The organism is Pseudoalteromonas sp. SS15, from assembly GCF_049257195.1.
GTDB lineage: Bacteria > Pseudomonadota > Gammaproteobacteria > Enterobacterales > Alteromonadaceae > Pseudoalteromonas.
On sequence record NZ_JBMMUD010000006.1, the window covers coordinates 231,711 to 256,058 of the forward strand.

Below are 24,348 nucleotides of genomic sequence, written 5' to 3' on the forward strand. Positions count from 1 at the left end.
GTTTATACAGGGTAAATCCCTTTGAACTTGTTGATAGAGCGCGTGTTCAGTGGCTGTCTTAATTGCAACTTGCTGGCGGTTGCTGAAAAGTAGTTGTGCTGATGAAATTCAAGGGGATCACCCTCGGCTTCGATATTTAGAAAATTGAATAAATCAGCAAGCTGAGAGTGTGGCTCGCTGACTAAGTTTTCATAATCGATACGTATAAAACTTTCGCTAAATGTTTGCTGCCAATGGGTACCTAGCTTAAGAAAGTCGTCGTAACAGGCGTTGATATGTTGCCAATCAAAACTGTAATGATGAAATGGACTGTTTACTTGGTAGGCTTGTCTAAAATTACCGACGCAGGTATCGAATTTATTACGCACTAGCCAGATGATTTTCGCATTAGGAAACAGCTTCAAAATTACGTCGACAAAGTAGAGATTAAACGGTTGTTTATCTATGCCTCTTATATTGTTTTGTCGCATGTCTGTTTGCTGGTTATTCTCGTTAAGTAGCTGACTATATTGCTTAAATAATAGTTCGGCGGTATCCGAAAGGGTTAATTCTGTTTGCTTATAAAACCCCGCTTTGATGTTTAGTAATTGAGGTAAAAAACTCAGTTCACCGAGCGGTTTAAGTCGTGGTTGCGTTGCTAAAAGTTGCTCTAACAAGCTGGTACCAGAGCGGGGCATGCCAACAATAAAAATAGGAGCAATGGCTTTGTTACCAGTTTTGGACGTATTTTTTATAAACGCATCAAGTTTTTCACTAATCGAACTTTGAATACGATTTAAACAAAACTTCTGGTGGGCGTCTGTCTCAAATTGAACGCTTTGCGCTGCAGTTTCTTTACTTAATTCAAAACTATGCCATGCCGATTTATAGTCTTTTTGTGCTTCTAGATATAAGGCTTTGGCATAATTGAGGTACTGGCTTTTTGGCTTCTTTTCGAGCGCCTTTTCTAAAGAAATGGGAATAGTATTCGATTTGTCAGCGTTGAGCTCAGCGAGTGATAAATGCGCCAATTCGTTTAAAGGCTGCTGCTTTATTACTGACTCAAATAACCTTTCAGCATCTTGTATTTTGCCTGCCATTTTTAAGCATATCGCGTAATTTAAACTAATGTTTGCGTTTAATTCATCAAGTGAATGGGCTTGATCGAATAAACTGAGTGCGCGATATGGTTGGTTGAGGCGAAGCCATAAATTAGCGGCCAAATCTAGCTCTATTGCAGAGGCTGAAAGTGGGTGTGCTGTATTAAAGGTTAAGTCTTTGAGTATATTTTCGCATTGTTGGTGATCGCCCGCCAACAATGCAGTTTTAGCTAGGTGAAGTGTAATAGGTAATGACGGTGCTAAACTCAGCGCCTTGCTAATAATTTTAAGCGCTTTGCTTTTATCGCCAGCGAGTAAATTTAGTTCAGCCAGAAAGCCCCAAGCATGAGGGTTGTGGGGCTCCTGCTGTAACCAAGACACCAATAAAGGGTGCGCTTTGGTGAGCGCGCCCTTTGTAAGGTATTGTTTTACTTGACTTGCTAAGGTCATTTATAACTCAAACTGGTAGTCGAATTTAACACCAATAGTACGAGGTGTAGTGACATAGTGCCCGTACACACGTTGTAGCTCAGGCAGTGCCTTTGAAAGCTCTGGATATTTGCCTTCACCCGCCCAAGACTTATCACGACGTACTGACGTTTGCGCGTATTTATCGAATAAGTTGTTTATATATAGGGTCGTTGACCAAGCTTCACCGGCAAGTCTAAAGCTTAAATTACTCATAGCGTAACCCGCTAAAGTTTCACCGTCAGCTTTTAAACCTACTTTGGTGATCACATCACTTTGCGCCGTTAAACCATAGTTGATAGTCAGCAGTTTATCTTCTAATACGTCGGTGTTGTAGGTTACGCCAAATGACAACTGATGTTTCGGGGCACCCGGTAATCTATCGCCTTTTTCACCACTATAGTAAGGTTGATATTTGGCGATTTCTTCGCTGCTGTAGTCGTCTTCAGAGAAAACGGCAAACAGTGCAGGTGCGTCTTGCGTTAACTTTGCATCGGCATATGAATAAGTTAAATAAGTACTTAAGTTATCGGTTAATATTGCACGAGTCGCAAATTCAATACCTTTACTTTGTGCTTCACCGGCATTTGACGTAATAATGGCTTTACCGTTAACCGTGGTTGCTTGAATTTGTGCATCATTCCAGAGCACATTAAAGGCTGCGATGTTCAAATGTAGCTTGTTCTTAAACCAAGTCGATTTTAAGCCTAACTCATAGTTGGTGGTGGTATCTGGCTTATAATCCACCTCGTGTGGCAAGGCACAAATAATCTGTTGATCAGGCAATACTTCAGGGCATGACATTACGCCATTACCACCGCCTAATCTAAAGCCTTCGCTGATAGTGAAGTAGGTCATGACGTTGTCATCCCACTTATAATCAAGATTAAACTTAAATAATGAGCCATTGTCGCTGGCTTCTACCAGTTCCATTGGAACTTGGCTGATGCTGCTAATATCACCCGAGTATAGCGGTGTGACAGCACCAGACAGTGATTTTACTTCATACTCATAAAAACGCGCACCGACAGTGGCGTTTAGCTTATCGCTAAACGCATAGCCAACTTCACCAAAAATAGCTTGTTCTTTGTTGTCGTATTCACCCAGTGCTAAATACTCTAAGTCTTTTTCGATATTGGTGATATCACCGCCCCAAAAATCGCTAAGGCCTGGCGTGTATTCACGGTCGTCTGAACTACCTTTGGTTTTGTTGTAATAGACACCGGCTATCCAATTTAATGCAGTGTCGGTTTTCGACACTAAACGAATTTCTTGTGTAAGGTTTTTTACTTCGCTGGTGTCGTCGGTTAGTGCGGTGAAACTAGGGAAGTCTGCGTAACCCGGCCAAATATCGTAAAGCAGATCGGTTTGGTCACGTTGACCCACTTGTTCGTAGTCTGTTAAACCCGTAGCAGAAACGAGCTCTGCAAAGTCTAAATCTACTTTTATTTCAAGGCTGAGTAGCTCATCTTCTTGGGTATTTGGCTCTAATACGCGGTAGGCCGATTCGTACTTACCGACTTTGTCAGCAAGCGGATTACTGCTCGCCAAACTTTGATATTGGCTAATGCTGTTCGCGCCGTTTTCTTGTTTTTGATAGAAGTAGTTAAGCGTTGCTTCAAACACATCAGATGGCTGATAGCGTAAAGATACGCGCGCTGTGGTAATGCTTTCGTCATTGGCGTCTTTATATTGGGTGATGTTTTGTGCAAGCTCTTCAGAGTTGTTCCAGTCAATATCTGGCTTGCTAACACCGGGTGTTTTAACAACATAGTTGTAATCGATATAGCCTGGGTTGGTGTAATGGTTAAAGCTCGTTCTCAGTGCCAGTGTATCTTCAATCAATGGCAGGCTTAAAACTGCACCGAATTCGCCACCTTGGCCGTCGCTTTCAGATAGGGCAAACACGTCGCCGCTCACTTGTACTTCAGTGTAATCAAGTTCAGGTGCTTTTAGCATGTAGCGGATAGCGCCACCTAATGTACCCGCACCATAAAGCGTGCCTTGCGGTCCGATGAGCACTTCTACACGTTCAATGTCGGTTAAACGTAAGTTAACGCTGAGTGGGATTTCACCTAAATAAGTGGCAACTGTACCAGAATCAGATGCGCGCTCAGATGAATTTGTATTCAAACCACGAACAATGATGGGAGAGCTTTCACGGCCGCCCTGATCGGTAATGGTTAAACCCGGCACCCAGCGTGATACAGATTCAAGATCAGTGATGTTTTGCTGCTTCATCACATCATTGTCGACCGCTGTAATATTGAGGGGGGCTTCTTGTACAGTGCCTTTTCGTCGTGTTGCCGTTACCTGAATGGTCTCAATCTCTTTAGAAAGTTGCGCTTTTAACTCAGTATTAGGCTGAGTTTGCGCGTGTGCGAATGTGCTTGGTAAAACCGCAGTAGAGACTGCAAGGGCAATCATTGAAGGACGAAAAAGCGAGAACACGTAAAACCTCATAGTTAATTTGAACGTCATTTTGAGAACGGTGATTCTACTCATGTTCATTCAAAGATAAAGAATTAATATTCACTTTTTGTGGTTTTTTATTGAGTTTTCTTTTTCTTGTTGCTTTATTTTCTAATTATTATTTAACTATTTACAAAGTTAACGTTTTTATCTTTTTTAGAAACTGATTAATGTTCGTTTAGCAGGCTTTATAAGAAAGTAACGTGCAGGGTTAAAATGATGAGTGACTTGGCGCAATGGATAGTTGCACTTTTGAGTGCATATTTTATCGCATTTGGTTTTTTGGCTTTGATTAAGCCTGAGCGTGTAAAAACGTTCTTGCTCGCATTTGCTCATTCACAGAAAGCCCATTTTACAGAAATGGCTTGTCGTTTGGTGGCTGGTACAGCTTTAATTTTGAATGCTGAAAATATGAAATGGGCGCTCGTTTTTAGTGTGTTTGGCTGGGTTTTGATAGGGACAACTCTTGGATTGTTAGTGATACCCTGGCAAAAACATCGTTAATTTGCACAGCGCTTTGTACCGCCTGCGCTTAAACATCTCGTTTTAATAGGTATAAGCTCGATAGGTTTGAGTGTTTTGTTATTTTGGGCCAGTTTTGGTTAGGTTTGAATGGTAAAAGGAAAAGACAGTTCAAAGTGTGCGCCGCTTTCACTTTCTAAGCAGGTGATATTTCCCTGCATTTTTTGGGTAATTAAGTTATAGCAAATACTCAAGCCCAAGCCTGTCGAGCCTGAATTTCGGTTTGTGGTGAAGAATGGGTCGAAAATTTTATCTATATTCTGTTTGTCTATGCCGCATCCATTGTCTGTATAGTTAATGAAGAGGTGTCCGTTTTCTTGTTTTACTTCGAGTTGGATGTGCCCAGCTTGTTGAGATTTAAAGCCATGAATAAGTGAATTAATGACAAGATTGGTGATCACCTGAGAAAAAACGCCGGGATAAGTGTAAATACGTTTTTGAAAATCACAGCGAATAGAAACATCAACTTGGGCGCGTTTAAGCTCATGTTTTAAGCTCGTGATGATTTCGTGTAGATAATCTCCTATTTCAAACTCTCTGGCTGCTTCGGATACCTGATCAGCGGACACTTGCTTAAAGCTTTTGATCAGATCTGCAGAGCGGCACAAATTTTTGAAAATGATATCGGTTGCTTGTAGCTGCTCCTCAAGAATACGTTCAAATTTTTGGCTTGATAGTTTTTTATCTTTGAAATCTGAATAGATCTCTGTCGAAATCGCGCTTAGGTGGGTGGCGGCTGTAATTGCAGCCCCTAATGGTGTGTTAACTTCGTGCGCAACCCCCGCCACTAAACCAGCAAGTGACGCCATTTTCTCTGATTCAACGAGTTGCTTTTGCGTTGATATAAGCTGCTGATTGATGTTTTCTAGCTCTTCGTTATGTGCTTCTAGTAGCTTGTTTAGGGCTTGTTTACGTTTAGATAAATACCATAGGTTTGCCGCAAGCACAGCAAAAGCTATCAATGCGCCTAGGCTAATAAATAGCACATTAGTGGTTTGTTCTACTTGTTTTTCTTTGACCTGCAACGCTTGTTCTTTTTCTTTGAGGCCATTTGATAAACGATTTAATTTTTGAGTTTGTTGTTCAATGTGTTGTTGGTTTTTATCAATAAGTGCCGTTAATTTACGACTTTGCTCGTTCATTTTATCAAGTTCATTTTGAGTCTCGCTCACTTTATTTTGTTTATCTGCAAGAAGGTGCTCTTTCTGTGCCAGTTGACTGGCAAGGTCGTCTAATTGCTTTTCATGATCAAACTGAGTCTGTTTGATTTTATCACTGAGTAGAAGTAGCTCTTTGTTTCGGTTATTTATCTGCGCTTGCTTTTGTTCTATTTGGGTTTGTTTACTGGTGATGGTTTGTTGCTGGTTTTTTATATGGTTGTTTAACTTATCGATTTGTTTAGCTGAGTTGGAGAGTTTGGCGGTCATTTCTTTAACCATATGGGCAACATCAATCTCAGAGCCACCGAGCAAGACAATATCTTCACTGATTGTGAGTTCCTGATACAGCAAGTTATAGCGGTTAAGGTTAAAAGACAGCGTTTGTTTATCGGTTTTATAAAAGTTAATGCCAATCAATTTGTTATCAGTGACATATTCGCTGACGAGCAAGGTTGCTCGGTCGCCTAACAAGGCATTAATTCCAGAAATATATCTATTGTGGCTTTGTCCTATTACTAAAATATGTGCGTCTGTTAAGAGCACATGTTCTGCTTTAGAAATGCGGCTTAATGTTAAAGGGTATTTAGACGCCCCAGAGTTCGCCATATTTTGAAGGGCCTGCCAGTATTGGTCGTCATTGCCCATGTATGCGACATTCAACTGCTGGGGCCTGTTTGGCCAATTTATATAGTGACTAAATTGGCCAATAAAAGCTGATTTTAGGGTTTGTTCAGAGATAGTGTCTTCTGCATTACTGTTAATACTGCTTAGCATGACCACAGTGCAGAATATTGAAAGTAAGAGATATTTCATACTCATACCTAAAATTTCCAACTGAACTCTAATGTACCATTGCGACCTTTCAACGGTATGCCATTTGGGTGAGCCGGAACAGTAGAAGGGTTATACAACGCATCATCAAGTAAATTATTGATGCCAAATTTTAAGGACAGCTTAGGGTTTAACCGATAGTGCACATATGCCCTGAGATACCAAAAGCCAGCAATGTTGTTATTCAGCTCTGTTGTGGTTGGCGTTTCTCTGTTGGAGCGATAAGTTGCAGATAATTGATAGGTCAAGTTTTCTAGAGTGTGTTCTAGCTGAATACTTGCTAATGTTTTTGAATCTCTAAACGCAGAAATCGGTCTTTTTGTGAAGTAGGTGGCCGTTGTTCTTAGTTTAATATTGTTTTGTAACTCCCAAACCAGCTCAGTTTCTATGCCGTGACTATATTGATCGGTCGAATTAACTTGCCCAGCCAGATTCTCACTCACCAGACCATTAATAATGGGGTCTGAAAAATGGTTATAAAATAGATCAACCGAAAATAGCATTTGCTCACCTGTGAACTGTGCGATGAAGTCGGTGGTTTTTATTGATTCGCTTTCTAAGTTTGCGTTACCACTTCGAGTGATGCCGCTAAATAAAGTTAGTTCACTGAGCTCTGGTGCTCTGAAGGCTTCGCCATAAAGCAGTTTGTATTGCCAGTTATTCTTAGCTAAATAGACGGCCCCAAGCCTTGGTGTGAATTGTGTCTTAAGATCTGGATAGCGGTCAAACCGGCCACCGATAACCCAATTTATGTTTGCGAATGATGTTTGATACTGCGCATAAGCACCAATGAAAGGCTGCGAAGTTTCACCGCCAATTTGTGTTTTAAAGTCAACATTAGGGTAATGCTGAATAGGGTAGTTTTGATTCAGTAAAGCGGGTAGGTCGTAATTGGTAAATCCTTCGGCCCGCTGTTCTTTGTTAATTTGCCATTCAAAGCCAAATTGCACACTCGACTCTTTAGTTGCTTGCCAGTTGTTATGCAAAGCAAGGGCAGCTCTAAAGTCTTCAAATACCCCATAGCCAAATAAAGGCGCGTCACTGCTCGGTTCGCTGATTTTACTGAACACGCCACCTGGCGTACTTTGGTTGCCATTTTTTAATGTGGTTTGTAAGTAATCAAACTGCAGACGAGATTGAATGTTGTCAACTAGGCTAAATTGATGCTCGGTCAAAAATAGTAAAGCACTATGGCGTGAAAAGTTATGTTCGTTGCTGGTGCGGGCAATATGATAAAACTCAGTCATATCAAGCTGCCTAAAATGAATGTTATAGGCGCTGTTTTGATTATGTATTTGGGCATGAAGTGTCGTTAAGTCATATGGGTCTTGAGTATGAAAAGTTTGCTGAGTAAAGGTATTATTTACTATGTAGTCGCTACCTGACGCTTCAATACGATTTGCTTGAATATTCCAGTTATAGTCACCTTGTTGGCCTGAGTGGGTTACAAATAAATCGTAATCAATGTCGTTGCCAGTTGCTAAACTGACCGACTTTCCGGTTTTTCTTGTAATGATATTGATAACGCCAGTAAACGCATTACTGCCGTAGATTGAAGAGCCAGGACCGCGAATAATTTCTAGTCGTTCAATATGTGCCAAAGCAAAGTTTGCTAAATGAGCCGCATTGCCTGAGCGCGGGCCATTTATTTTATGGCCGTCGAGTAAAAATAGAATTTTTTTACTCGACGCGCCAAAGGTTAGTGCACGTGAGGAGGCGGAGTACTCGTAGGGGTAATTACTATAGCGTGTTACTTGATAGCCCGGCACAAACTCTAGTATTTCGTGTAAATACCGCAAACCCATTGTTTCAATATCTTGCCGAGTAAAGACGGTGACGGGAGAGGGAATATCAGTAATTGCTTTGTCTGTGAGTGTGCTGGTGGCAATTTTGACGTTAAGTAAGTCTTGCAGTGATAAACTATACACCGCTTTATTTTTAACGCTATGACCGCTAAAGGTTGGTGTGTCCGCATGTCGGCTTTGTGCATTGGCATTAAACATGACTAAGCTAAAAATTAATAAAAACAATGCCTTTTCGAAATCACCCATACAACGCAATCCATCATTGCTGCTAATTTAGAGTAAGCTCCTAACACTGCGGATTTGAAAGAGGAACTCGTTATTACTCTAGTATAGTCAAGACATTAGATTATGCAGGTGAATAACGTTTTATGAAGGTCTTTTGTGATTAGTTCACTAAACCATTATTTTACCCTCAAAAATAGCAAGGGCTTAAAAGTTAGCAACGGACAAATTCGCTTTACTCTCTAATAAAATAAATTAATATTCACGACCAATTTAAGATGGTTGTGAAGTTGAATGTTTGAAGTATTGATATTGGCCGTCGCGCTGAGTATGGACGCCTTTGCGGTATCGGTTGGACTTGGCGCTAAAAAGCAAAACAATTTACCTAAAGTTGCTCTAATGTGTGCCCTTTATTTTGGTATTTTTCAGGGAGCCATGCCGCTAATTGGTTATTTAGGCGGTGCAGGACTATTAAGTTGGGTCGATGATTACAAACGCTGGATAGCCTTTATTTTGTTATTTGGTATTGGCGCAAAAATGATATACGAAGCTTTTGATGGCGATGAAGAAGTAGAATTTAAAAAACTAACACAAAAAGTGATGTGCTTATTGGCCATTGCTACCAGTATTGACGCCATGGCCGCAGGGTTTACTTTAAACTTAATGTCAGTAAATCCATTTATTGCCTGTTTAATCATAGGGGTTATTACCGCTGTGTTTAGTTACTTAGGTGTGTTGGTTGGCAATAAGTCTGGTACTTGGCTTGAAAGTAAAGCTGAGATGCTCGGTGGCGTGGTATTGATTTTGATTGGATTTAAGTTTTTATTGTTTTAGAAACTAAACAAAAAGGAGAAGATCCGCTTCTCCTTTTTGAATGATATGAAGTGTTTTATGTGAGCGTTAGTTAAGCAACGAACAGCTTACAAAAGAACAACTAGTTAACCTGAGCTATGGATAATAAATTTATCTCCAGCGGCCACTTTCAACGTTAACTGCGTTGAATTTACCTGCAATAGGCCAGCTATTGACGCGTAAATTCGCCTTGTTATCGCTAAAAGTCTCCGGCTGCAGAATTGAAAAAAATACTTACCAATTCAATATCACTACTTTAGTAAATCTCTTAACCAAAGCTCAGGTTAGTTAAAGATGTAAAATGCTGTCTGCGTTGCCATCAGGATCGTTAATCGCTTTGCCATCCACACTAGGGTTGCCATTACTCATCATGATAACGGCACATGCTGCAGGCGAAGCCATTGAAGTACCCGACATTGTTGTTGTACCACCACCGCTGCGTGTTGAAAGAATGCTTACACCCGGTGCAGCATAGTCTACTGGTGGATTACCATAGTTTGAGAAGCTCGCAAAGCGGTCGTTAGAATCAGTTGCAGAGATAGTGAATACACGGTTGTGTGAGGCACTTGCAGGAGAAACATTAGACGCATGCTGGCTTTCATTACCTGCTGCAATCACAAAGAAGGCACCTGACTGCTGCGCAGCGTTCTCAACCGCATCGTTTAATTCTTGGTTAAAACCACCACCTAAGCTCATGTTTGCACAATCACCAGCACTTGCATTTGCTGCAACATGGTCGATACCCGCTAAAACGCCAGACCAGCTGCCTGAACCACGAGAATCTAATACTTTGATTGGTACTACCTTTGCACCCGCTGCTACACCAACCACGTCAATGTTGTTGTCTAATGCTGCAATCGTACCAGCTACGTGAGTACCGTGACCGTTACCATCGTCCATACCTGCATCACGGCCTTTCGTGAATGCGGTAAAACCGCGTGAACTGTCAACATTTAAGTCGGCGTGGTCTAAGTCGATACCAGAATCTAAAACCCAAGCTGTGTAGTTGCTGCCATCTACAGGACCACCCACACGTGTCACACTCCAAGGCGTTGTTTGGCCATTGCTACCACCGCCAGAACCTGGCTTGCCTTTAAATGCTTTAGCCGGGTTAGCGTGTACTATACCATCTGGCGTAAAGCGCATAATATCAGCGTTATTAGCAAAAGCTGCTTTTGCTTTATCACAACTCATGTTGACTGCCATGCCTTTAATGGCATTTTTATAAATATGTTTTGCTTTGGCATTACTTGAAACCAACATGCCGCGTGCTTTACCTTCAACATCAAACTTTGAGACGTCATCGTTGAAGCGAACAATACAGGTGTTGTTTACTTCTAAATCTAAACTTGCCCCTTGGAAAGTAGCTGGCTGAGCAGATGCCATTTGTGTTGCACACACAGCGATAACAGCACCAGCGATCAGAGTTTTATTCATCTTGTTGTCCTTTATTTATATTTTAAGTTAACCAGTTGTTAATCTGGTGTGTTAAAAGTTAAATTATGGCGGGATTTTGTCAAGGTGAGAATTGAATAAAAAATACTCATCGGATTTCATTTGGGATAGTTTATGTAAAAATTTCTATTTTAAGATATAAATATCTCATAATTTCTATTTTATGAAAGTATTATGCATTTTTCTTATTTTGTTAATTTAAATAAATTATTCCCCGGAATGGGTATTTTGGTTTTTTTAGACTTTTAGATGGTTAAAAGTAAGGGTTTTATTCAAGCGGTTTGTGATGAGTTTTGTGACGATATCCATTTTATTGTCATTATTAGGTGTTTTAATTGTCATAAGTGAACAAATAAAAAGCTTATGATGAAGAGATTACTAGGTTTAGGTTTAATACTTCTAGCAGGGTGTAGTGCCAAGCAACCCAAACTATCGAATGAGGAAGTTCAAGTCGGTGTGCGACCATACTATTTACTTGAACAACTACCAGAGTCTGAACTAAAGAGCCGACTTAGCGCGTGTGAAGCTTCGAGCATTAAAAAGACTGACTTTTCTATAGGCCACCGAGGCGCACCTTTGCAATTTCCTGAGCATACAAAAGAGTCATATATAGCAGCAGCTAAAATGGGGGCAGGTATATTAGAGTGTGATGTGGCTTTTACCAAAGACGAAGCCTTAGTATGCCGTCATTCTCAGTGCGATCTGCATACCACGACAAACATATTAGCCATGCCTGAACTTGCAAATAAATGTCGTATTCCTTTTCAAGCAGGTGATATCAATAAAGGCATTAAGGCACAGGTCCAGTGCTGTACTTCAGATTTAACGCTAGACGAATTTTTGCAACTTAATGGCAAGATGGATGGTGCCAACGAATTTGCTAGAACAAAACAAGAGTATATGCAGGGCACACCTAAGTGGCGCACTGATTTATATGCAGCAAGTGGTACATTAATGACGCATAAACAAAGTATTGCGTTATTCAAACGGCTAGGCGTAAAAATGACGCCTGAGCTTAAAACACCACAAGTTGAGATGCCATTCAACGGCTTTACTCAGCAAGATTATGCGACAAAACTGATTGCAGAATATAAGCAAGCGGGTGTGCCGGCGAAGGATGTGTTTCCTCAATCGTTTTTACTCTCAGACGTACAATATTGGATAAAACATCATCCTGATTATGCTCAGCAAGCGGTTTACTTAGATGATAGCTATGACATTGCTGGGTTTGACCACAATGATCCGAGCACTTGGCAACATACAATGGCTGAACTGAAAGCCAAGGGAGTGAATATTATTGCGCCACCGCTTTGGATGCTAGTTACTATCAGTGAAGAAGGAACACTCGCGCAATCAACTTATGCAATAGAGGCAAAAAAAGCGGGATTAAAAATCATAGCCTGGTCACTAGAAAGATCTGGGCCGCTCAATAATGGTGGTGGTTTTTATTATCAATCAGTGAAAGAGTTAGCTAAAGATGATGGATTTACGTTAACGCTTTTAGATTTTCTAGCCCAAGATGTGGGTGTAATAGGTGTATTTAGTGATTGGCCCGCAACAACAACGTTTTATGATAACTGTATAAATTAATTTGAATAAAAACTACACAATCTGTTGTTTTTTGTGTAGCTTTATTCTGTACAGATCAGACAACAAGGAATAATTATGAAAAGTTTTACACTGAGTGCTTCATTAATCGCGATGATTTTTTTAGCTGGTTGTAATTCTACTAATAACAATCTTCAGGCTAACAATTCAGAAATAGATGAAGAAAATATGGTGTGTTACACAGAGCCTAAGCTAGGTAGTCGATTTGTAAAGAAAAAATGTGTGACTAAAGAAGAAGATGCATATCGTAAGGCATTTGCCGAGCGTGATGCGGAAAAGTTTGAAAGGTCAATTGCTACTCGAGGCGGAGCCGGTACAAGAAGTGGTAAGTAATTAAAAACCTGAATTAATAAAAAGCCCTAGAAAATTCTCTAGGGCTTTTTGCTTTTATGTCTTAGAAGTTGTACTTGAATTTCGCGTACATCTGGCGACCAAGCGCATTGTGAGTTTTATTATCAATACCCATAGATTCAGAAGGCGCTTGCGGTGCTTCTTCATTCATGAGGTTTGCTGCACCGGCTGTTAAGATTAGATTATCAAAACCTGTGTAGCTCACTGAAGCATCCAGCGTGGTCCAAGAATCAATCTTAAATTTATCGCCTTTTGCATCAGCTAGATCGTTGTAAGCGTCGATGTGGCTGAAGCTTAGCGTAGTGAGTACATTATCTAATTCCCAATCAATGCTTGCAGTCCATCTGAACTGAGGGTGCTGATATTCACCATTTAGATCTTCAGCAGCAATTGAGGTGTTACCATTTGCATCACTTTCAAAAGATTGCTCCTCGAAGTTCAGTGCGTAACTAAGTTTATAGTCAAACTTGAAGAAACCGATGTCATTGGTATCAAGCTTATAGGCAAGGTTTAAATCAAAACCATCAGTTTCACGACCACCAATATTCACGAAGGTATCATAAATCGTTTGAATACGACCTGGCGTACTGCCTTCGTTCGGACCACGTACAACAAGGTTTGCATCGGTACCACAGCAGTCAACTAGCTTTTGTGCTCCAATTTTCTTAATAAGATCTTCTTGGTCGTAGTTCCAATAGTCCACGCCCACAGAGAAATCTTCCGTCGCTTGCCAAACCACACCTAAATTGTAGTTAGTTGATGTCTCAGGTTGTAGGTTTTTGTTACCAGCAACAACGGCTGTGTACTCGTACGGTTCACAGTCAAGTTCTGAACCCGTGATTTTACAGCGCTCTTTGTCGATGACGCTTGGCGATTCGTCAGTACGGCCTAAGTGAAGTTGAACCAAAGAAGGTGCTCTAAACGCAGTACCCCATGAACCACGAACAACTAAATCTTCAGAAGGTGCCCAACGGAAAGCAACTTTAGGATCAGTGGTATTACCAAAGTCACTGTAGTTTTCATAACGAAGAGCTAATTGCAGTTCTAATGTTTCAAGCACTGGCACGCTGAATTCAGCAAATAGGGCGGTGTTATCGCGATCACCGTTAGCCTGTGTTGCTTCCGTACCAAAGATCTCACCGCGTAGGTACTGGCTATCTGGGTTATCTTCGATTTTCTCGTATCTGTGTTCTAAACCAAATGCCGCAGCCACTGCACCAGCTTCAAGTTCAAATACTTCACCTGATACCGTCGCATCAAAAGACTGCATGCTTGAGCTACCATATCGTGTTGTTGTTGTTTCAATGAAAGCTAAACCTTCAGGGGTATTGGTACTTGGTTCAAACGGATTCCAATAACCTTTATCGATCGCTTCTTGAGCACGCAGTTTGTTCGGGAAGCCATCAAAGCCTTTTTCTACTGCACTCGAACGAATAGCTGAGTAAGCTGTTTCCCAATCCCAATCATTGAATGTACCACGGGCGCCGATCACGGCACGATAATACTCAGAGTCTACGTCTTTCTTACGGTTGCCAATATCATATGTACGACGGCGCATTGAAATATCAACACCATGTAGGAAATGATCAGCGTCATCGGCAAGCGGATGATTTGGGTTATCGCCGCTCATGAATAATTCGGTGAAGCTTGGGCTTCCTGCACCTTGAATGAATGTAGAAGCGTGTTGCGCTGAAAACTCCATGAAACCTTCGATGTCATCTGTGATTTCTTGCACACCATTGTAGTTAAAGCTAATACGTTCAGTTGAAGGCACTAGGCTCATGTGTGGTGCATAGTCATAGCGGCAAATGTCGCCAATGATCAAAGATTCGTCACATTTGTCTTGGCCCCAAACATCAGCAAAGATGGTTTGTTTCACAGGAGTACCGTCATCGGCAATACTCTTCGTTGGTAAGGCATTCCATTGTGCGTCTGTTAGCATGCTTCTAACGACTTCGATACTACCGGGGATACCAGAAGAGCTCAGCGAGTTATTACCGCCACGGAAACGTTGATCGGCTGTTGAGGCATAATCACGATCAGCATAGAAAACATCGCCGCGCTTAAAATAGTCTAAAGAGAAGTTGTGATAACCTTTGTCACTGGTAGAGCCCCAAAGTAGGGTGAAGTTTTGCTCTTCACCACCGCCGTCAGCGGTATCTGAAATTTTGCCTGCGACTTCAAATCCATCGATGTCGTCACGCATAATAATATTGATTACCCCAGCAACGGCATCAGAACCGTAGGTTGCAGACGCACCATCTTTAAGAATGTCGATGCGTTTTACTGCTGAAACAGGAATGGTATTTAAATCAACGAAAGAGGTTTCGATGTCTTTTGCGAATGGGCTGACAGCAACGCGACGGCCATTAATTAATACCAATGTTGATGAAGCACCTAAGCCACGTAGCGCGACACTTGAACCACCATTGGCTGTATCATCACTCGAGTTACCTTGGGTACTAAAAGTACCTGCCCCAGAAACTGGTAACTTTTGTAATGCGCCAATTAAATCCGTTGAGCCCGTCGCAGCGAGATCTGCTGCAGAAAGAGACTGGACTGGTGAAGGGCCTTCCATATCAGTACGTTTAATATGTGAGCCGGTGACTTCAATACGTTCTACTTCTTCGTTATTTTCAGCTGCAAATACCGAAGTTGAATTAGCAACGATTACAGCCATTGCTACCGCAGATAGTTTATTGATTACTTTCATATTTTCCCTGTTAATCTATGTTGTCATTGTTATGGTGAAGTGTTTTTTTAACATAGTGATAACCTGTTGTGAATAGTTCATTTGGTTATATTTGAAACAATATATGGCTGTTGTTACATTTTGCATTAATGTACCCGTTGAGTTTTATGGAATGTTCCTGAATTAGCAATAATTAAAATAAAATTAATTACTTACAAATTAATACACTTTTTAAAGTGCGGTTTTATTAGGTTCAATGTAAGTTTCTAATTGAGGAATTTAAGCTAAATAAGGAACATTAAAATGCGTCATCTCTCATTATTGATTTTTTGTATCTTGTTAAATGCCTGTGGTGGCAGTAGTGGTAAAAAAGAGACTGCTGACTCACAACCGGTGAGTCAAAATAAAGCCCCTCAAGTCAGTATTTCAGGTGATTCAGAAACGCCTTCTCTAACCGCAATGAGACTAAAGACATCCATTTCTGATCCAGAAAATGAAAGCGTCACAGTTAAGTGGACAAGCTCATTAAGTGGTGTGACTTTTAAGGACTCGTCAAATACGGGGGTATTAGTGCAATTTCCTGCTGTTACAACAGATCAAGAAGTGACACTTACTCTTGAAGTGACAGACAGTGCCGATAACAAAGTAATGAAAACTTTTATCGTTATGGTGAAAGCCTCAAATAATCAAGTTGATATTGATTTACAAGATAACTATGAGTTTTTCTCTGGTGACTTAGTTGAAATCACTGCAAAATTTTATTCAAGTGAAGAAATAACTGATATTGAATGGCAAACAGATGAGCTAGACCTTGCGAACAAACAAGTTATAACGCAAGAGATTAATAATAGTGGTACTTCAGTTGTGACATTTACAGCGCCGACGTTATCCAGCGAGTACTCCTATAATTTGAACTTTGTCATAACGACAGATCATGATGAATATCGACAGCCATTTAAGTTAACTATTTTGCCGAAAAGCGAAGCGGGTCTGACGGTTAACCTTGATGCAAGCTATGAGCTTAACGAGCAAGATTATTTATTGATAGAGCCGAGAATTCAATCATCTGAGCGCATTACTTCTTATCAGTGGCGCTGGCTAGATACTTCGTTAGGAGAACTGGTTAATACCAAGAATAAGACTGTGACTATCAAAGCGAATGAAGTATCTGATGATACCAGTGCAACATTAGTACTCGATGTTGAAACTCAAAGCGGTGAAAAGAAGTCTGTTCAAACTGAAGTAAAAGTAAATAATGTCGTGCAAGTCGGTAAGCTTTCTTTATCGGTGAACAGAGCTTATGCTGCGCCGGGACAAGAAGTGGTGGTGAGCGTCGATACAGATAGTGCTGATGATATTCAGTCTTTTGAGTGGGTAATTGACGAAGAAATTTTTAAACAAAAAGAAGAGTCGGCGACCGAGCTTTCATTAGTGATGCCGTCGCAAAATACTTCGTTAGTAAGTACCTTGGTGCAATACAAAGTTACTTTTAAAAATGGGCTTGAAGCCCAAAAAAATGCTGTATTTGCTTTGCTAAGTGAATCTTCAACAAAAGCGACATTAGGTATAGAGCAGCCAAGTGAATTACCACAACTATTTAAAAACGAGCCGCTGACTTTCAATGCTTTAGCAGTTGATAGGGCTGGGGTGTTAGATAGTGTTTCACTCGACGTATCGAACGTGAGTTACGCAGATTTAGATACTGCGACACTGACTCAAGATGGTTTAAATTTATTTTTCACCTTGAAAGCCTCAGAAATTTTACTCGATAGAGAGCTGATGCTCAAAGTCGTTATGAATGCAGGTACGGTTTCAACCATAGAATATGTTTCGGTCAATCTTAATAAAAGTAACTTGAAATTATTTGCAGGTTCAGAAAAAACCTATATTTCAGGAAGTGATTTTTATGTATTTGGTTATGGGCAAGAGCGCCTAAATAATCCAATCAACGCAATGAGTTGGTCAACTAATTATGATGATTTAACAATTGAAACTCTGAATTCGACTGATGCGAAAGTCACTAATAACGCAACAAGCAGCTTTCGTATTGTGACACTCAGTGCACGGGATAGTGAAAACCAATTGATACAAGCCGATTTAAAAACCAATATGACGTCTCGTATTTATGGCAAAGGTGAACGCTACACCTGTTATTTCAGAGCCGATGAAGTCTCATGTCGAGATAATTCATATACTTTGCTTGATGTAGGAGAGCTAGCTGCCCCTGTTAAAAAGGGTGTAACCAAGGGAGAGTTTGTTTGTTTACTCAATAATGATGATCAGGTGAGTTGTCATGGTATAGGGCCGTTGTCTGTGCTTGAAGTACCAGAAAAAGCGGGTGTGGCAAACATTGTTGCAGTGAGTAATACAGACATGTGCGCTCAATATAGTTCAGGTGACTGGCACTGTTGGGGCGAACAGGCAGATTATTTCAATAACTTGTTTGTAGGCAAAAGTCATATTGATAATCTAATTGGTACGCAACAGGGCGTGTGTTTAGTTAACTCAGGTTACATTGAGTGTTATAACAATAAAAGTGAACTGATTTATCAAGATAAACGCAGTTTTGTAAAGTCGCTAGAGTTCGTAAATTTATTAAACAAAGTGTGTTACACCACCGAGCGCTCAACATTAAGAACATGCCCTGATGAAATTAACTAATTAACGTTCAATAAATCAAAAAGAAGAGCCGAAATGGCTCTTTTTTTGTTTTATTAGGGCGTGTTTGTCTTTGAGGTATGGTTTTAATCTAATCAAAGGCTTTCAATGCGGCCTAAGCACAAACGTCTTTGAATAGTTGCTTTGCTAATTTTTTTAATGTTTCTGGTTCTGGATGCGTATTAGCAAATGTTCGCAAGCCATAAATACCCATTACAAAATATCGTCCTCTACATTCCGCAGAGCGTGAATCAGAAATGTCGCCGTCATTTTGTGCTCGAGCAAATTTGTCGGTGATGGCTGACTGCCATGCTTCTAGCTGTTGGCTTATCAAGGTTTGTACTTCGTCATCCTGTTCGGCCAGTTCATTGAGTGCTTTTGTGAGCAAGCAGGCTTTACTGGTATCGCAGCTTAAACACTCTTCCACAATATGTGCTAAATAGTTTTCTAAACCTTGTTTACTTGATTCGCTATTGATGAAGAAAGCACAAAACTCATCGCTTCTGTCTTGGTTATATTGCGAAATTGCAGCCAGTAGTAAGCCTCGCTTATTCTCGAAAGCACAGTAAATAGATCCAGGGTGAAGACCCGTTGCCTGTTTCAGATCTTGCATACTAGTTTTAGTGTAACCCTTATTCAAAAAGGCCTGCATGGCAGCTCGAAGTACTGCAACTTTGTCGAATTCGGCACTACGCATTGTATTTGTCTTGAAGTATTAATGCGACAAGTTTAAATCAATTTGAATGTTTGTTCAAAAAAGTTCTTGAACGATCATTCAAATAGGGCTATCTTGAATAAACGTTCAAGAATGTTACTTAAAGAGAAACTCCATGACTGACAACCTATTTCAACCATTTGCATTAAACAGCACCATAGAACTAAAAAATCGCATTTTAATGGCACCGCTTACGCGTTGTATGGCCGATGATAATTTAGTACCGACTCAAGCGATGGCTGACTATTATGCCCGTCGAGCAGGTGCTGGCCTTATCATCACAGAGGCAACACAAATTCGTGCAGACGGTCAAGGTTATCCAAATACTCCGGGTTTGTTCACACCTGAACAAATCAATGGTTGGCGTGTTGTCACAGATGCAGTACATAAGAATGGCGGAAAAATCTTTGCGCAAATTTGGCATACAGGGCGAGTATCTCACCCGTATTTTTATGAAGGCGATGAAGTACTTGCGCCAAGTGCGGTGAAGGTTGAAGGCACTGTGCCGAGAATGCGAGACCTTGAGTACCAAACGCCAACCCCTATGACGCAAGCTCAGATCCAACAAATGGTAGAAGATTTTGCACAAGCTGCATCGAACGCCATCGACGCTGGCTTTGATGGTGTAGAGATCCACGGTGCTAATGGCTATTTGGTTGATCAATTCTTACATTACTCAAGTAATACCCGTGAAGATGAGTTTGGTCAGACACCTGAAAATATGGCACGTTTTCCACTACAAGTTGTAGATGCCATCAGTGACCGAATCGGCGCAGATAGAACCGCGTTACGTGTTTCTCCTGGGGCATATTTTAATATGGAAGCAGACAGCAGAGACAAAGCCGTATTTGACTATTTATTAGATCAATTGTCTGAACGCCAATTAGCTTATTTGCATGTGGGTATCTTTGATGATGCCATGGAGTTCGACTATTTAGGTGGTACTGTAAGTGGCTATATTCGACAAAATTACCCACACACGCTGGTGGGTGTGGGTGGTTTTTCTGCAGAGACAGGAAGCCAAGCCATTGCTGATAATAAGTTCGATTTACTGGCAATTGGTCGCCCTTTCATTGCCAACCCTGACTATGTTGAGCGTGTTCAAGCAGGTGAGGCTGTGGTTGAGTACTCTGAAGAAATGCTAACCAAACTCGTTTAGACCTGAGGTTTTAGTAAGGTAAAACGTTTCCCGATAAAAATTCACTTAGACCAAAGTGCTTACTCTTTAGTAAGCACTTTTTTTTATTTTTTACCTAATTTCTTTACTTTATCTTTTGTAATTCAAATCGACCGGCAACAGTTAATCCCGTCACTTTTTTACCTTCAAATTTAAAAACAAACTCATTGCCAGAAACTGCACTGATGAATTTCGAGGTGTTTTCCGGCACGAGTCGGGACGGCATTGCGTCACCAGGATTTTGAATTGTCACCTTACCTTCATTCACACTAATTTTAGAGATGAAGTCGCCGTTATAACCAATGTCGGTGAGTAGCAGGTATTCACCTTTATAGGCGTCTAATTGCTGGGGGGGTAATGTGACTGGCTGAATGACAGTTTGCGCTAAGAATGCAACATCATAATGCTTAGATAATGTCGCCATAATCTCGTTATTCAGTGTATTTGCGTTGTCACCGTTGGACATCACCACAAAAGCATCGCCTTTATTTACTAACGCTTTAAAGTCATTTGTGAAGCCAAGGTTTTTTCCTCCGTGTCCGAATGCAAGTTGTCCTTTAACGTCCATTAATGCAGGGCCTAAGCCCCAATCATTTTTGTGTTTGGTAAACATAGCTTGTACGGTTTCTTTTTGCAAAATACCGTCTTTTTTACCCTTCATAATGGCTTGCATATGAGCGGCATACTTTAAAATATCAGTTGGGGTTGTCCAAAGACCAGCCGCTGGTTTTTCAGGGTAATCATTGAATACAGCTGAATGCATATTGCCATCACCATCAAACGCGGCACTGGCTCGTTTCTTAAGATCATTTGGTAATGTATGTGCGTAGGTGCTGCTTAGCATCCCCATAGGTTTTAAGATGTTTGCATCGGTAAACTCAGCAAATGTCTGTCCGCTAATTTGCTCAACCAGTAACTGCATAACCGTGTAGCCACCTCCAGAATAACGCCATTCAGAACCTGGCGTTAACACAACTTCAACCTTAGATGTATTGCCTTGGCCGTTGAGTACATCGATAGTTGAGGGAATTTTATTTCCTGTTGCATAGCCGGGGAACCCGTGCACTGATAGCCCTGCGGTATGAGTGAGTAGCTGTCTCAGGGTGACAGGCGTTTCTTTAGATAGCTTATCGCCAGTTAATTGATAACCTTTTAGGTATTTGTTTACGTCCTCGTCTAAAGACAGCTTACCTTGCTCAACTAATTTTAATGCGGCTAATGCACCGATGGGTTTACTAATTGAGCCTGCCTGAAATAGCGTATGTTCGTTTACAGGTTGTTTTGTCTTACTGTTAGCAATACCAAAGCCTTTAGCCCAAATAATCTCACCATTTTTTAATACTGCGATGCTCAAGCCCGGTACATTCTCTTCAGTCATCCTTTGCATTAAGGTAGTCTTAGGTTGTGCTTCTCCTGCAATAACAATGCTTTTTTGAATATGCTGTTCGATTGTGTCAGCAGCATAGATTGGTTGGCTAAGCGTGCCTGCAACGAGTATTAAACTGCTAGCAATTGCAATATTAATAGCTTTCCTTATAAACATATTGGTTCCTCAATTATTCGATTTAGGTGGAGTCTAATATTTAAGCTATCAGAGCTGTTGATTGGTGACTACTGTCTTGAAATGCTTATTTACAAATAAAAACGGCGAGTCATCAGTTCGCCGTTTTGTTTGGGGGATCTTCGTCAAATAAAACTTATTGAAAGTACTGATTCAAAGCTTGTTTTAAGTGCTCTGCCATTGCGTCGCGGTGATACTTTCTGACGCCATAACTTTGCTCTAAGTGAATAAAGCGTTTTGCTGAAGCCGCTGCGCTTTTATGACAACTATCAACAGAGCCATTTGAGTGGCGACCTTGCACATTCCAAGTACCACCAAGACTTTTGGTATCGTTACCATAAACACAGGCTTTAATTATTCCACCCGCTTCGACGTTTTTTCTGAGCAGTTGCATAATACTGTGTTCATCATCGTTGGTTGCATAGCGAACACCTTCACTTAAATTAAGCATTAGGTCGTTATCGGTACCACATTGAGATTGTAATTTGGCGCGAGTGGTAGACCCGAAGCCGTGATATTGAATAAACACGGTCGTGTCATCGTAGTTGCTAGCTTGTTCGTGAGCGACTTGAAAGTATGATTCAGTTTGGTGTGCAACGTCGCTTGCAGAGTAGTTAGTGCCTGTACATTCACTAATATCATGGCTACTGTCGCGACGTGTTCCTGCGAGCATTAGTAATTTGCTTTGCGTGTGTAAAAAAGCGTCAATTGATTGCGTGCCTGTGAAAGAGTCGCGCTTTGGATGAGGCGCTTGAAGTACCGCGTTTAAGCCATTTGGGTTAAGCACATAAGTACCACCACCTTTAAAATCGGCACTTGGCAATTGGTTTTTCTCTTGCAATAAGTAGTAAGTATTACCCGTATCTACATCTGAAAACTGAATAACTAGGTAATCAATTTGTTGGGCATATTCTTCTGCAAGCGGCCAGTTTTGTTGATAAAAGGCATCAAACATTTGCTCGAATGTGTGTTGCTCTTGTGCTGATGGCATCACCCAGCGGTTATCGGCTTTGGTGCCATAGTTATATGACTTCAAATGTTTGGCTAACTCACCAGACATCATGGTGATTGCTTTAGAAGGAAAGCTGAAAAAAGTAATAAGAAAAAGAACGCATGTGATGATGACGTAAAATACCAGTGGACGAGCACCATTTGATGTATTGGTTGTATCAGGTTCGAATAAATGCATATTGCACCCCAAATATTTGGAAAACTGACCCAGTTACATCCTTGGGAATACTTAAAAAGTATTAGTCTGTTTTTTAAATTTACTAAAGTAGTAGTATTAATATCAGGGTTTATAAAAAAGAACTAGTACGACCATTTAAAATGAGTAAATAGTATTAGCTAGAAGCTAGAAGCTAGAAGCTAGAAGCTAGAAGCTAGAAGCTAGAAGCTAGAAGCTAGAAGCTAGAAGCTAGAAGCTAGAAGCTAGAAGCTAGAAGCTAGAAGCTAGAAGCTAGAAGCTAGAAGCAACCGAAGTAACATGTGTGGCCAGCTCGGTTGCGTTGTTGGGGTGGGAAAAATTAAAGTTGGGCGTGCGGGCCGAATACTTCGTAGTGAATTCGACTGCTGCAAACACCTAGGTTTTCTAATTCGGTTTTAGCAAATTTCATGAATCCAATCGGCCCACAGAGATAGAAATTACCTGTTTGCTTTGGCAGTTCGATTTGCGAAAAATTAATCAAGCCAGTTGATTGATTTTCCAGCAACTGAGACTGTTTCGTTTCTCTTAACCAAGTATGGTGTGACCATTGGTTTTGCTCACATAAAGTCGCAGTTTGACGTGCAAAAGAATGCTGCTCTTGGTTTTCACAGGCATGTAAGAATGTCACTGGGTGTGGATATTTAATATCGGACTTAAATTCAAGCATGGATTGCATTGGCGTGATGCCTACCCCTGCAGAAATAAGCACAACCGGAGATTGTTTATCTGTGAAATAGAAATCTCCAACGGGTGCATGTAAATCAACAACATCACCAACATTTAAATGATCGTGCAGGAAGTTTGAGACAATGCCATTATGCTCACCCAACTCTCGTTTTACAGAGATGCGGTAGCTTCGTCCATTAGGTTTATCTGATAACGAGTATTGACGTATTTCTGTGTGTTCAAAATGTTCGCTACTGATCTCAATACCTAAGTATTGGCCAGGTTTAAAGTCTGCAACCGCTTGTTCATCGACAGGAATAAACACAAAACTGGTTACCAATTTTGATTCAGGTGTTTTACTTTCGAGTCTAAAAGCACGTTTACCTTGCCAACCCCCAAGTTTACTGGCGTTTTCTGTATAAATTGAGTTTTCTTTATTGATAAAAATATCAGCGAGTACACCATAAGCAGTGGTCCACGCGTCTTCTATTTCTGGTGTAAAGTCTGCGCCTAATAATTCTCTAAATGTCTCAATTAAATGCAGACCAACAATGTCATAATGATGCGCTTGAATGTGAAAGCTGGTGTGTTTGTTTGCAATGCGCTCTACCGCACTTTTTAATGCACTCAGGTTATCTATGTTTTTTGCATAGGCCAGAATTGCTTCAAATAACGCGACCTTTTGACGACCTGTATGCTGGTTACTCATGTTGAAAATGTGTTTAAGTTCAGGGTTGTCTCTAAACATACGATTATAGAAATGCTCTGTGATGGCACTACCACCTTGTTCAATAATCACAGATGTACTTTTAACAATATCTATGTGCTGTTTGGTTAACATGACTTT

16 protein-coding genes are annotated in these 24,348 nt (G+C 40.7%); 6 read left to right on the plus strand and 10 right to left on the minus strand.

What is annotated here, in order from left to right; all coding sequences use genetic code 11:
* Nucleotides 1-2: 2 nt before the first annotated feature.
* Both AAEU28_RS14140 and AAEU28_RS14145 read right to left on the minus strand, forming a co-directional pair.
* Nucleotides 3-1,529, minus strand: a complete 1,527-nt coding sequence (locus tag AAEU28_RS14140) for a tetratricopeptide repeat-containing sulfotransferase family protein (RefSeq protein WP_421964723.1) — start codon at nt 1,527-1,529, stop codon at nt 3-5.
* Nucleotides 1,530-3,974 carry a TonB-dependent receptor gene (locus AAEU28_RS14145; RefSeq protein ID WP_421964840.1) on the minus strand — a complete coding sequence of 815 codons (2,445 nt, stop codon included), beginning with the start codon at nt 3,972-3,974 and terminating at the stop codon, nt 1,530-1,532.
* 261 nt (nt 3,975-4,235) lie between these two features.
* On the opposite strand from AAEU28_RS14145, the gene AAEU28_RS14150 reads away from it, so the two are divergent.
* Complete coding sequence (locus tag AAEU28_RS14150; RefSeq protein WP_421964724.1) at nt 4,236-4,523, plus strand: hypothetical protein; 288 nt, start codon at nt 4,236-4,238, stop codon at nt 4,521-4,523.
* A 98-nt stretch (nt 4,524-4,621) separates the two neighbouring features.
* Here the strand turns inward: AAEU28_RS14150 and AAEU28_RS14155 are convergent, their stop codons facing one another.
* Both AAEU28_RS14155 and AAEU28_RS14160 read right to left on the minus strand, forming a co-directional pair.
* Nucleotides 4,622-6,514: a YfiR/HmsC family protein gene (locus AAEU28_RS14155; protein WP_421964725.1), complete on the minus strand. Its 1,893-nt coding sequence runs from the start codon at nt 6,512-6,514 to the stop codon at nt 4,622-4,624.
* Between the two features lie 8 nt (nt 6,515-6,522).
* Nucleotides 6,523-8,583, minus strand: coding sequence for a TonB-dependent receptor plug domain-containing protein (locus AAEU28_RS14160; protein WP_421964726.1), 2,061 nt, complete (start codon nt 8,581-8,583; stop codon nt 6,523-6,525).
* 270 nt (nt 8,584-8,853) lie between these two features.
* Here AAEU28_RS14160 and AAEU28_RS14165 point away from each other — a divergent pair, with 270 nt between their 5' ends.
* A complete protein-coding gene (locus tag AAEU28_RS14165; protein WP_421964727.1) occupies nt 8,854-9,393 on the plus strand; it encodes a manganese efflux pump MntP family protein in 540 nt (179 codons plus the stop codon).
* 306 nt (nt 9,394-9,699) lie between these two features.
* Here the strand turns inward: AAEU28_RS14165 and AAEU28_RS14170 are convergent, their stop codons facing one another.
* On the minus strand, nt 9,700-10,848 hold the full coding sequence (locus AAEU28_RS14170; RefSeq protein WP_421964728.1) for a S8 family serine peptidase: 1,149 nt from the start codon (nt 10,846-10,848) through the stop codon (nt 9,700-9,702).
* Between the two features lie 384 nt (nt 10,849-11,232).
* Between AAEU28_RS14170 and AAEU28_RS14175 the strand changes: the two genes are divergently transcribed.
* Both AAEU28_RS14175 and AAEU28_RS14180 read left to right on the plus strand, forming a co-directional pair.
* Complete coding sequence (locus tag AAEU28_RS14175) at nt 11,233-12,456, plus strand: glycerophosphodiester phosphodiesterase family protein (RefSeq protein WP_421964841.1); 1,224 nt, start codon at nt 11,233-11,235, stop codon at nt 12,454-12,456.
* 75 nt (nt 12,457-12,531) lie between these two features.
* Nucleotides 12,532-12,807 (plus strand): hypothetical protein, encoded by a 276-nt coding sequence (locus AAEU28_RS14180; protein WP_421964729.1) that lies wholly within the window; start codon nt 12,532-12,534, stop codon nt 12,805-12,807.
* A gap of 61 nt (nt 12,808-12,868) precedes the next feature.
* Here AAEU28_RS14180 and AAEU28_RS14185 read toward each other — a convergent pair whose 3' ends face one another.
* Nucleotides 12,869-15,505, minus strand: a complete 2,637-nt coding sequence (locus AAEU28_RS14185; RefSeq protein WP_421964842.1) for a TonB-dependent receptor plug domain-containing protein — start codon at nt 15,503-15,505, stop codon at nt 12,869-12,871.
* 315 nt (nt 15,506-15,820) lie between these two features.
* On the opposite strand from AAEU28_RS14185, the gene AAEU28_RS14190 reads away from it, so the two are divergent.
* Complete coding sequence (locus AAEU28_RS14190; protein WP_421964730.1) at nt 15,821-18,178, plus strand: hypothetical protein; 2,358 nt, start codon at nt 15,821-15,823, stop codon at nt 18,176-18,178.
* A 112-nt stretch (nt 18,179-18,290) separates the two neighbouring features.
* On the opposite strand, the gene AAEU28_RS14195 is transcribed toward AAEU28_RS14190, so the two are convergent.
* A complete protein-coding gene (locus AAEU28_RS14195; RefSeq protein WP_421964731.1) occupies nt 18,291-18,872 on the minus strand; it encodes a TetR/AcrR family transcriptional regulator in 582 nt (193 codons plus the stop codon).
* Nucleotides 18,873-19,005: 133 nt separating this feature from the next.
* Between AAEU28_RS14195 and AAEU28_RS14200 the strand changes: the two genes are divergently transcribed.
* Complete coding sequence (locus AAEU28_RS14200; RefSeq protein WP_421964732.1) at nt 19,006-20,049, plus strand: alkene reductase; 1,044 nt, start codon at nt 19,006-19,008, stop codon at nt 20,047-20,049.
* Nucleotides 20,050-20,152: 103 nt separating this feature from the next.
* On the opposite strand, the gene AAEU28_RS14205 is transcribed toward AAEU28_RS14200, so the two are convergent.
* From AAEU28_RS14205 to hmpA, 3 genes are all read right to left on the minus strand, one after another.
* Nucleotides 20,153-21,610, minus strand: coding sequence for a serine hydrolase domain-containing protein (locus tag AAEU28_RS14205; RefSeq protein WP_421964733.1), 1,458 nt, complete (start codon nt 21,608-21,610; stop codon nt 20,153-20,155).
* Between the two features lie 154 nt (nt 21,611-21,764).
* Entirely contained in the window at nt 21,765-22,817 is a 1,053-nt protein-coding gene (locus tag AAEU28_RS14210) for a hypothetical protein (RefSeq protein ID WP_421964734.1), read from the minus strand.
* 337 nt (nt 22,818-23,154) lie between these two features.
* Complete coding sequence (hmpA, locus tag AAEU28_RS14215; protein WP_421964735.1) at nt 23,155-24,342, minus strand: NO-inducible flavohemoprotein; 1,188 nt, start codon at nt 24,340-24,342, stop codon at nt 23,155-23,157.
* Between the last annotated feature and the right edge of the window lie 6 nt (nt 24,343-24,348).

What these genes read in the sequence shown, in the direction of transcription:
- AAEU28_RS14195 (WP_421964731.1), bottom strand. Translation starts at nt 18,872, where the DNA reads ATGCGTAGTGCCGAATTCGACAAAGTTGCAGTACTTCGAGCTGCCATG.
- AAEU28_RS14140 (WP_421964723.1), bottom strand. Translation starts at nt 1,529, where the DNA reads ATGACCTTAGCAAGTCAAGTAAAACAATACCTTACAAAGGGCGCGCTC.
- hmpA (WP_421964735.1), bottom strand. Translation starts at nt 24,342, where the DNA reads ATGTTAACCAAACAGCACATAGATATTGTTAAAAGTACATCTGTGATT.
- AAEU28_RS14180 (WP_421964729.1), top strand. Translation starts at nt 12,532, where the DNA reads ATGAAAAGTTTTACACTGAGTGCTTCATTAATCGCGATGATTTTTTTA.
- AAEU28_RS14210 (WP_421964734.1), bottom strand. Translation starts at nt 22,817, where the DNA reads ATGCATTTATTCGAACCTGATACAACCAATACATCAAATGGTGCTCGT.
- AAEU28_RS14160 (WP_421964726.1), bottom strand. Translation starts at nt 8,583, where the DNA reads ATGGGTGATTTCGAAAAGGCATTGTTTTTATTAATTTTTAGCTTAGTC.
- AAEU28_RS14185 (WP_421964842.1), bottom strand. Translation starts at nt 15,505, where the DNA reads ATGGCTGTAATCGTTGCTAATTCAACTTCGGTATTTGCAGCTGAAAAT.
- AAEU28_RS14145 (WP_421964840.1), bottom strand. Translation starts at nt 3,974, where the DNA reads ATGATTGCCCTTGCAGTCTCTACTGCGGTTTTACCAAGCACATTCGCA.
- AAEU28_RS14205 (WP_421964733.1), bottom strand. Translation starts at nt 21,610, where the DNA reads ATGTTTATAAGGAAAGCTATTAATATTGCAATTGCTAGCAGTTTAATA.
- AAEU28_RS14200 (WP_421964732.1), top strand. Translation starts at nt 19,006, where the DNA reads ATGACTGACAACCTATTTCAACCATTTGCATTAAACAGCACCATAGAA.
- AAEU28_RS14155 (WP_421964725.1), bottom strand. Translation starts at nt 6,514, where the DNA reads ATGAAATATCTCTTACTTTCAATATTCTGCACTGTGGTCATGCTAAGC.
- AAEU28_RS14150 (WP_421964724.1), top strand. Translation starts at nt 4,236, where the DNA reads ATGATGAGTGACTTGGCGCAATGGATAGTTGCACTTTTGAGTGCATAT.
- AAEU28_RS14190 (WP_421964730.1), top strand. Translation starts at nt 15,821, where the DNA reads ATGCGTCATCTCTCATTATTGATTTTTTGTATCTTGTTAAATGCCTGT.
- AAEU28_RS14165 (WP_421964727.1), top strand. Translation starts at nt 8,854, where the DNA reads ATGTTTGAAGTATTGATATTGGCCGTCGCGCTGAGTATGGACGCCTTT.
- AAEU28_RS14175 (WP_421964841.1), top strand. Translation starts at nt 11,233, where the DNA reads ATGAAGAGATTACTAGGTTTAGGTTTAATACTTCTAGCAGGGTGTAGT.
- AAEU28_RS14170 (WP_421964728.1), bottom strand. Translation starts at nt 10,848, where the DNA reads ATGAATAAAACTCTGATCGCTGGTGCTGTTATCGCTGTGTGTGCAACA.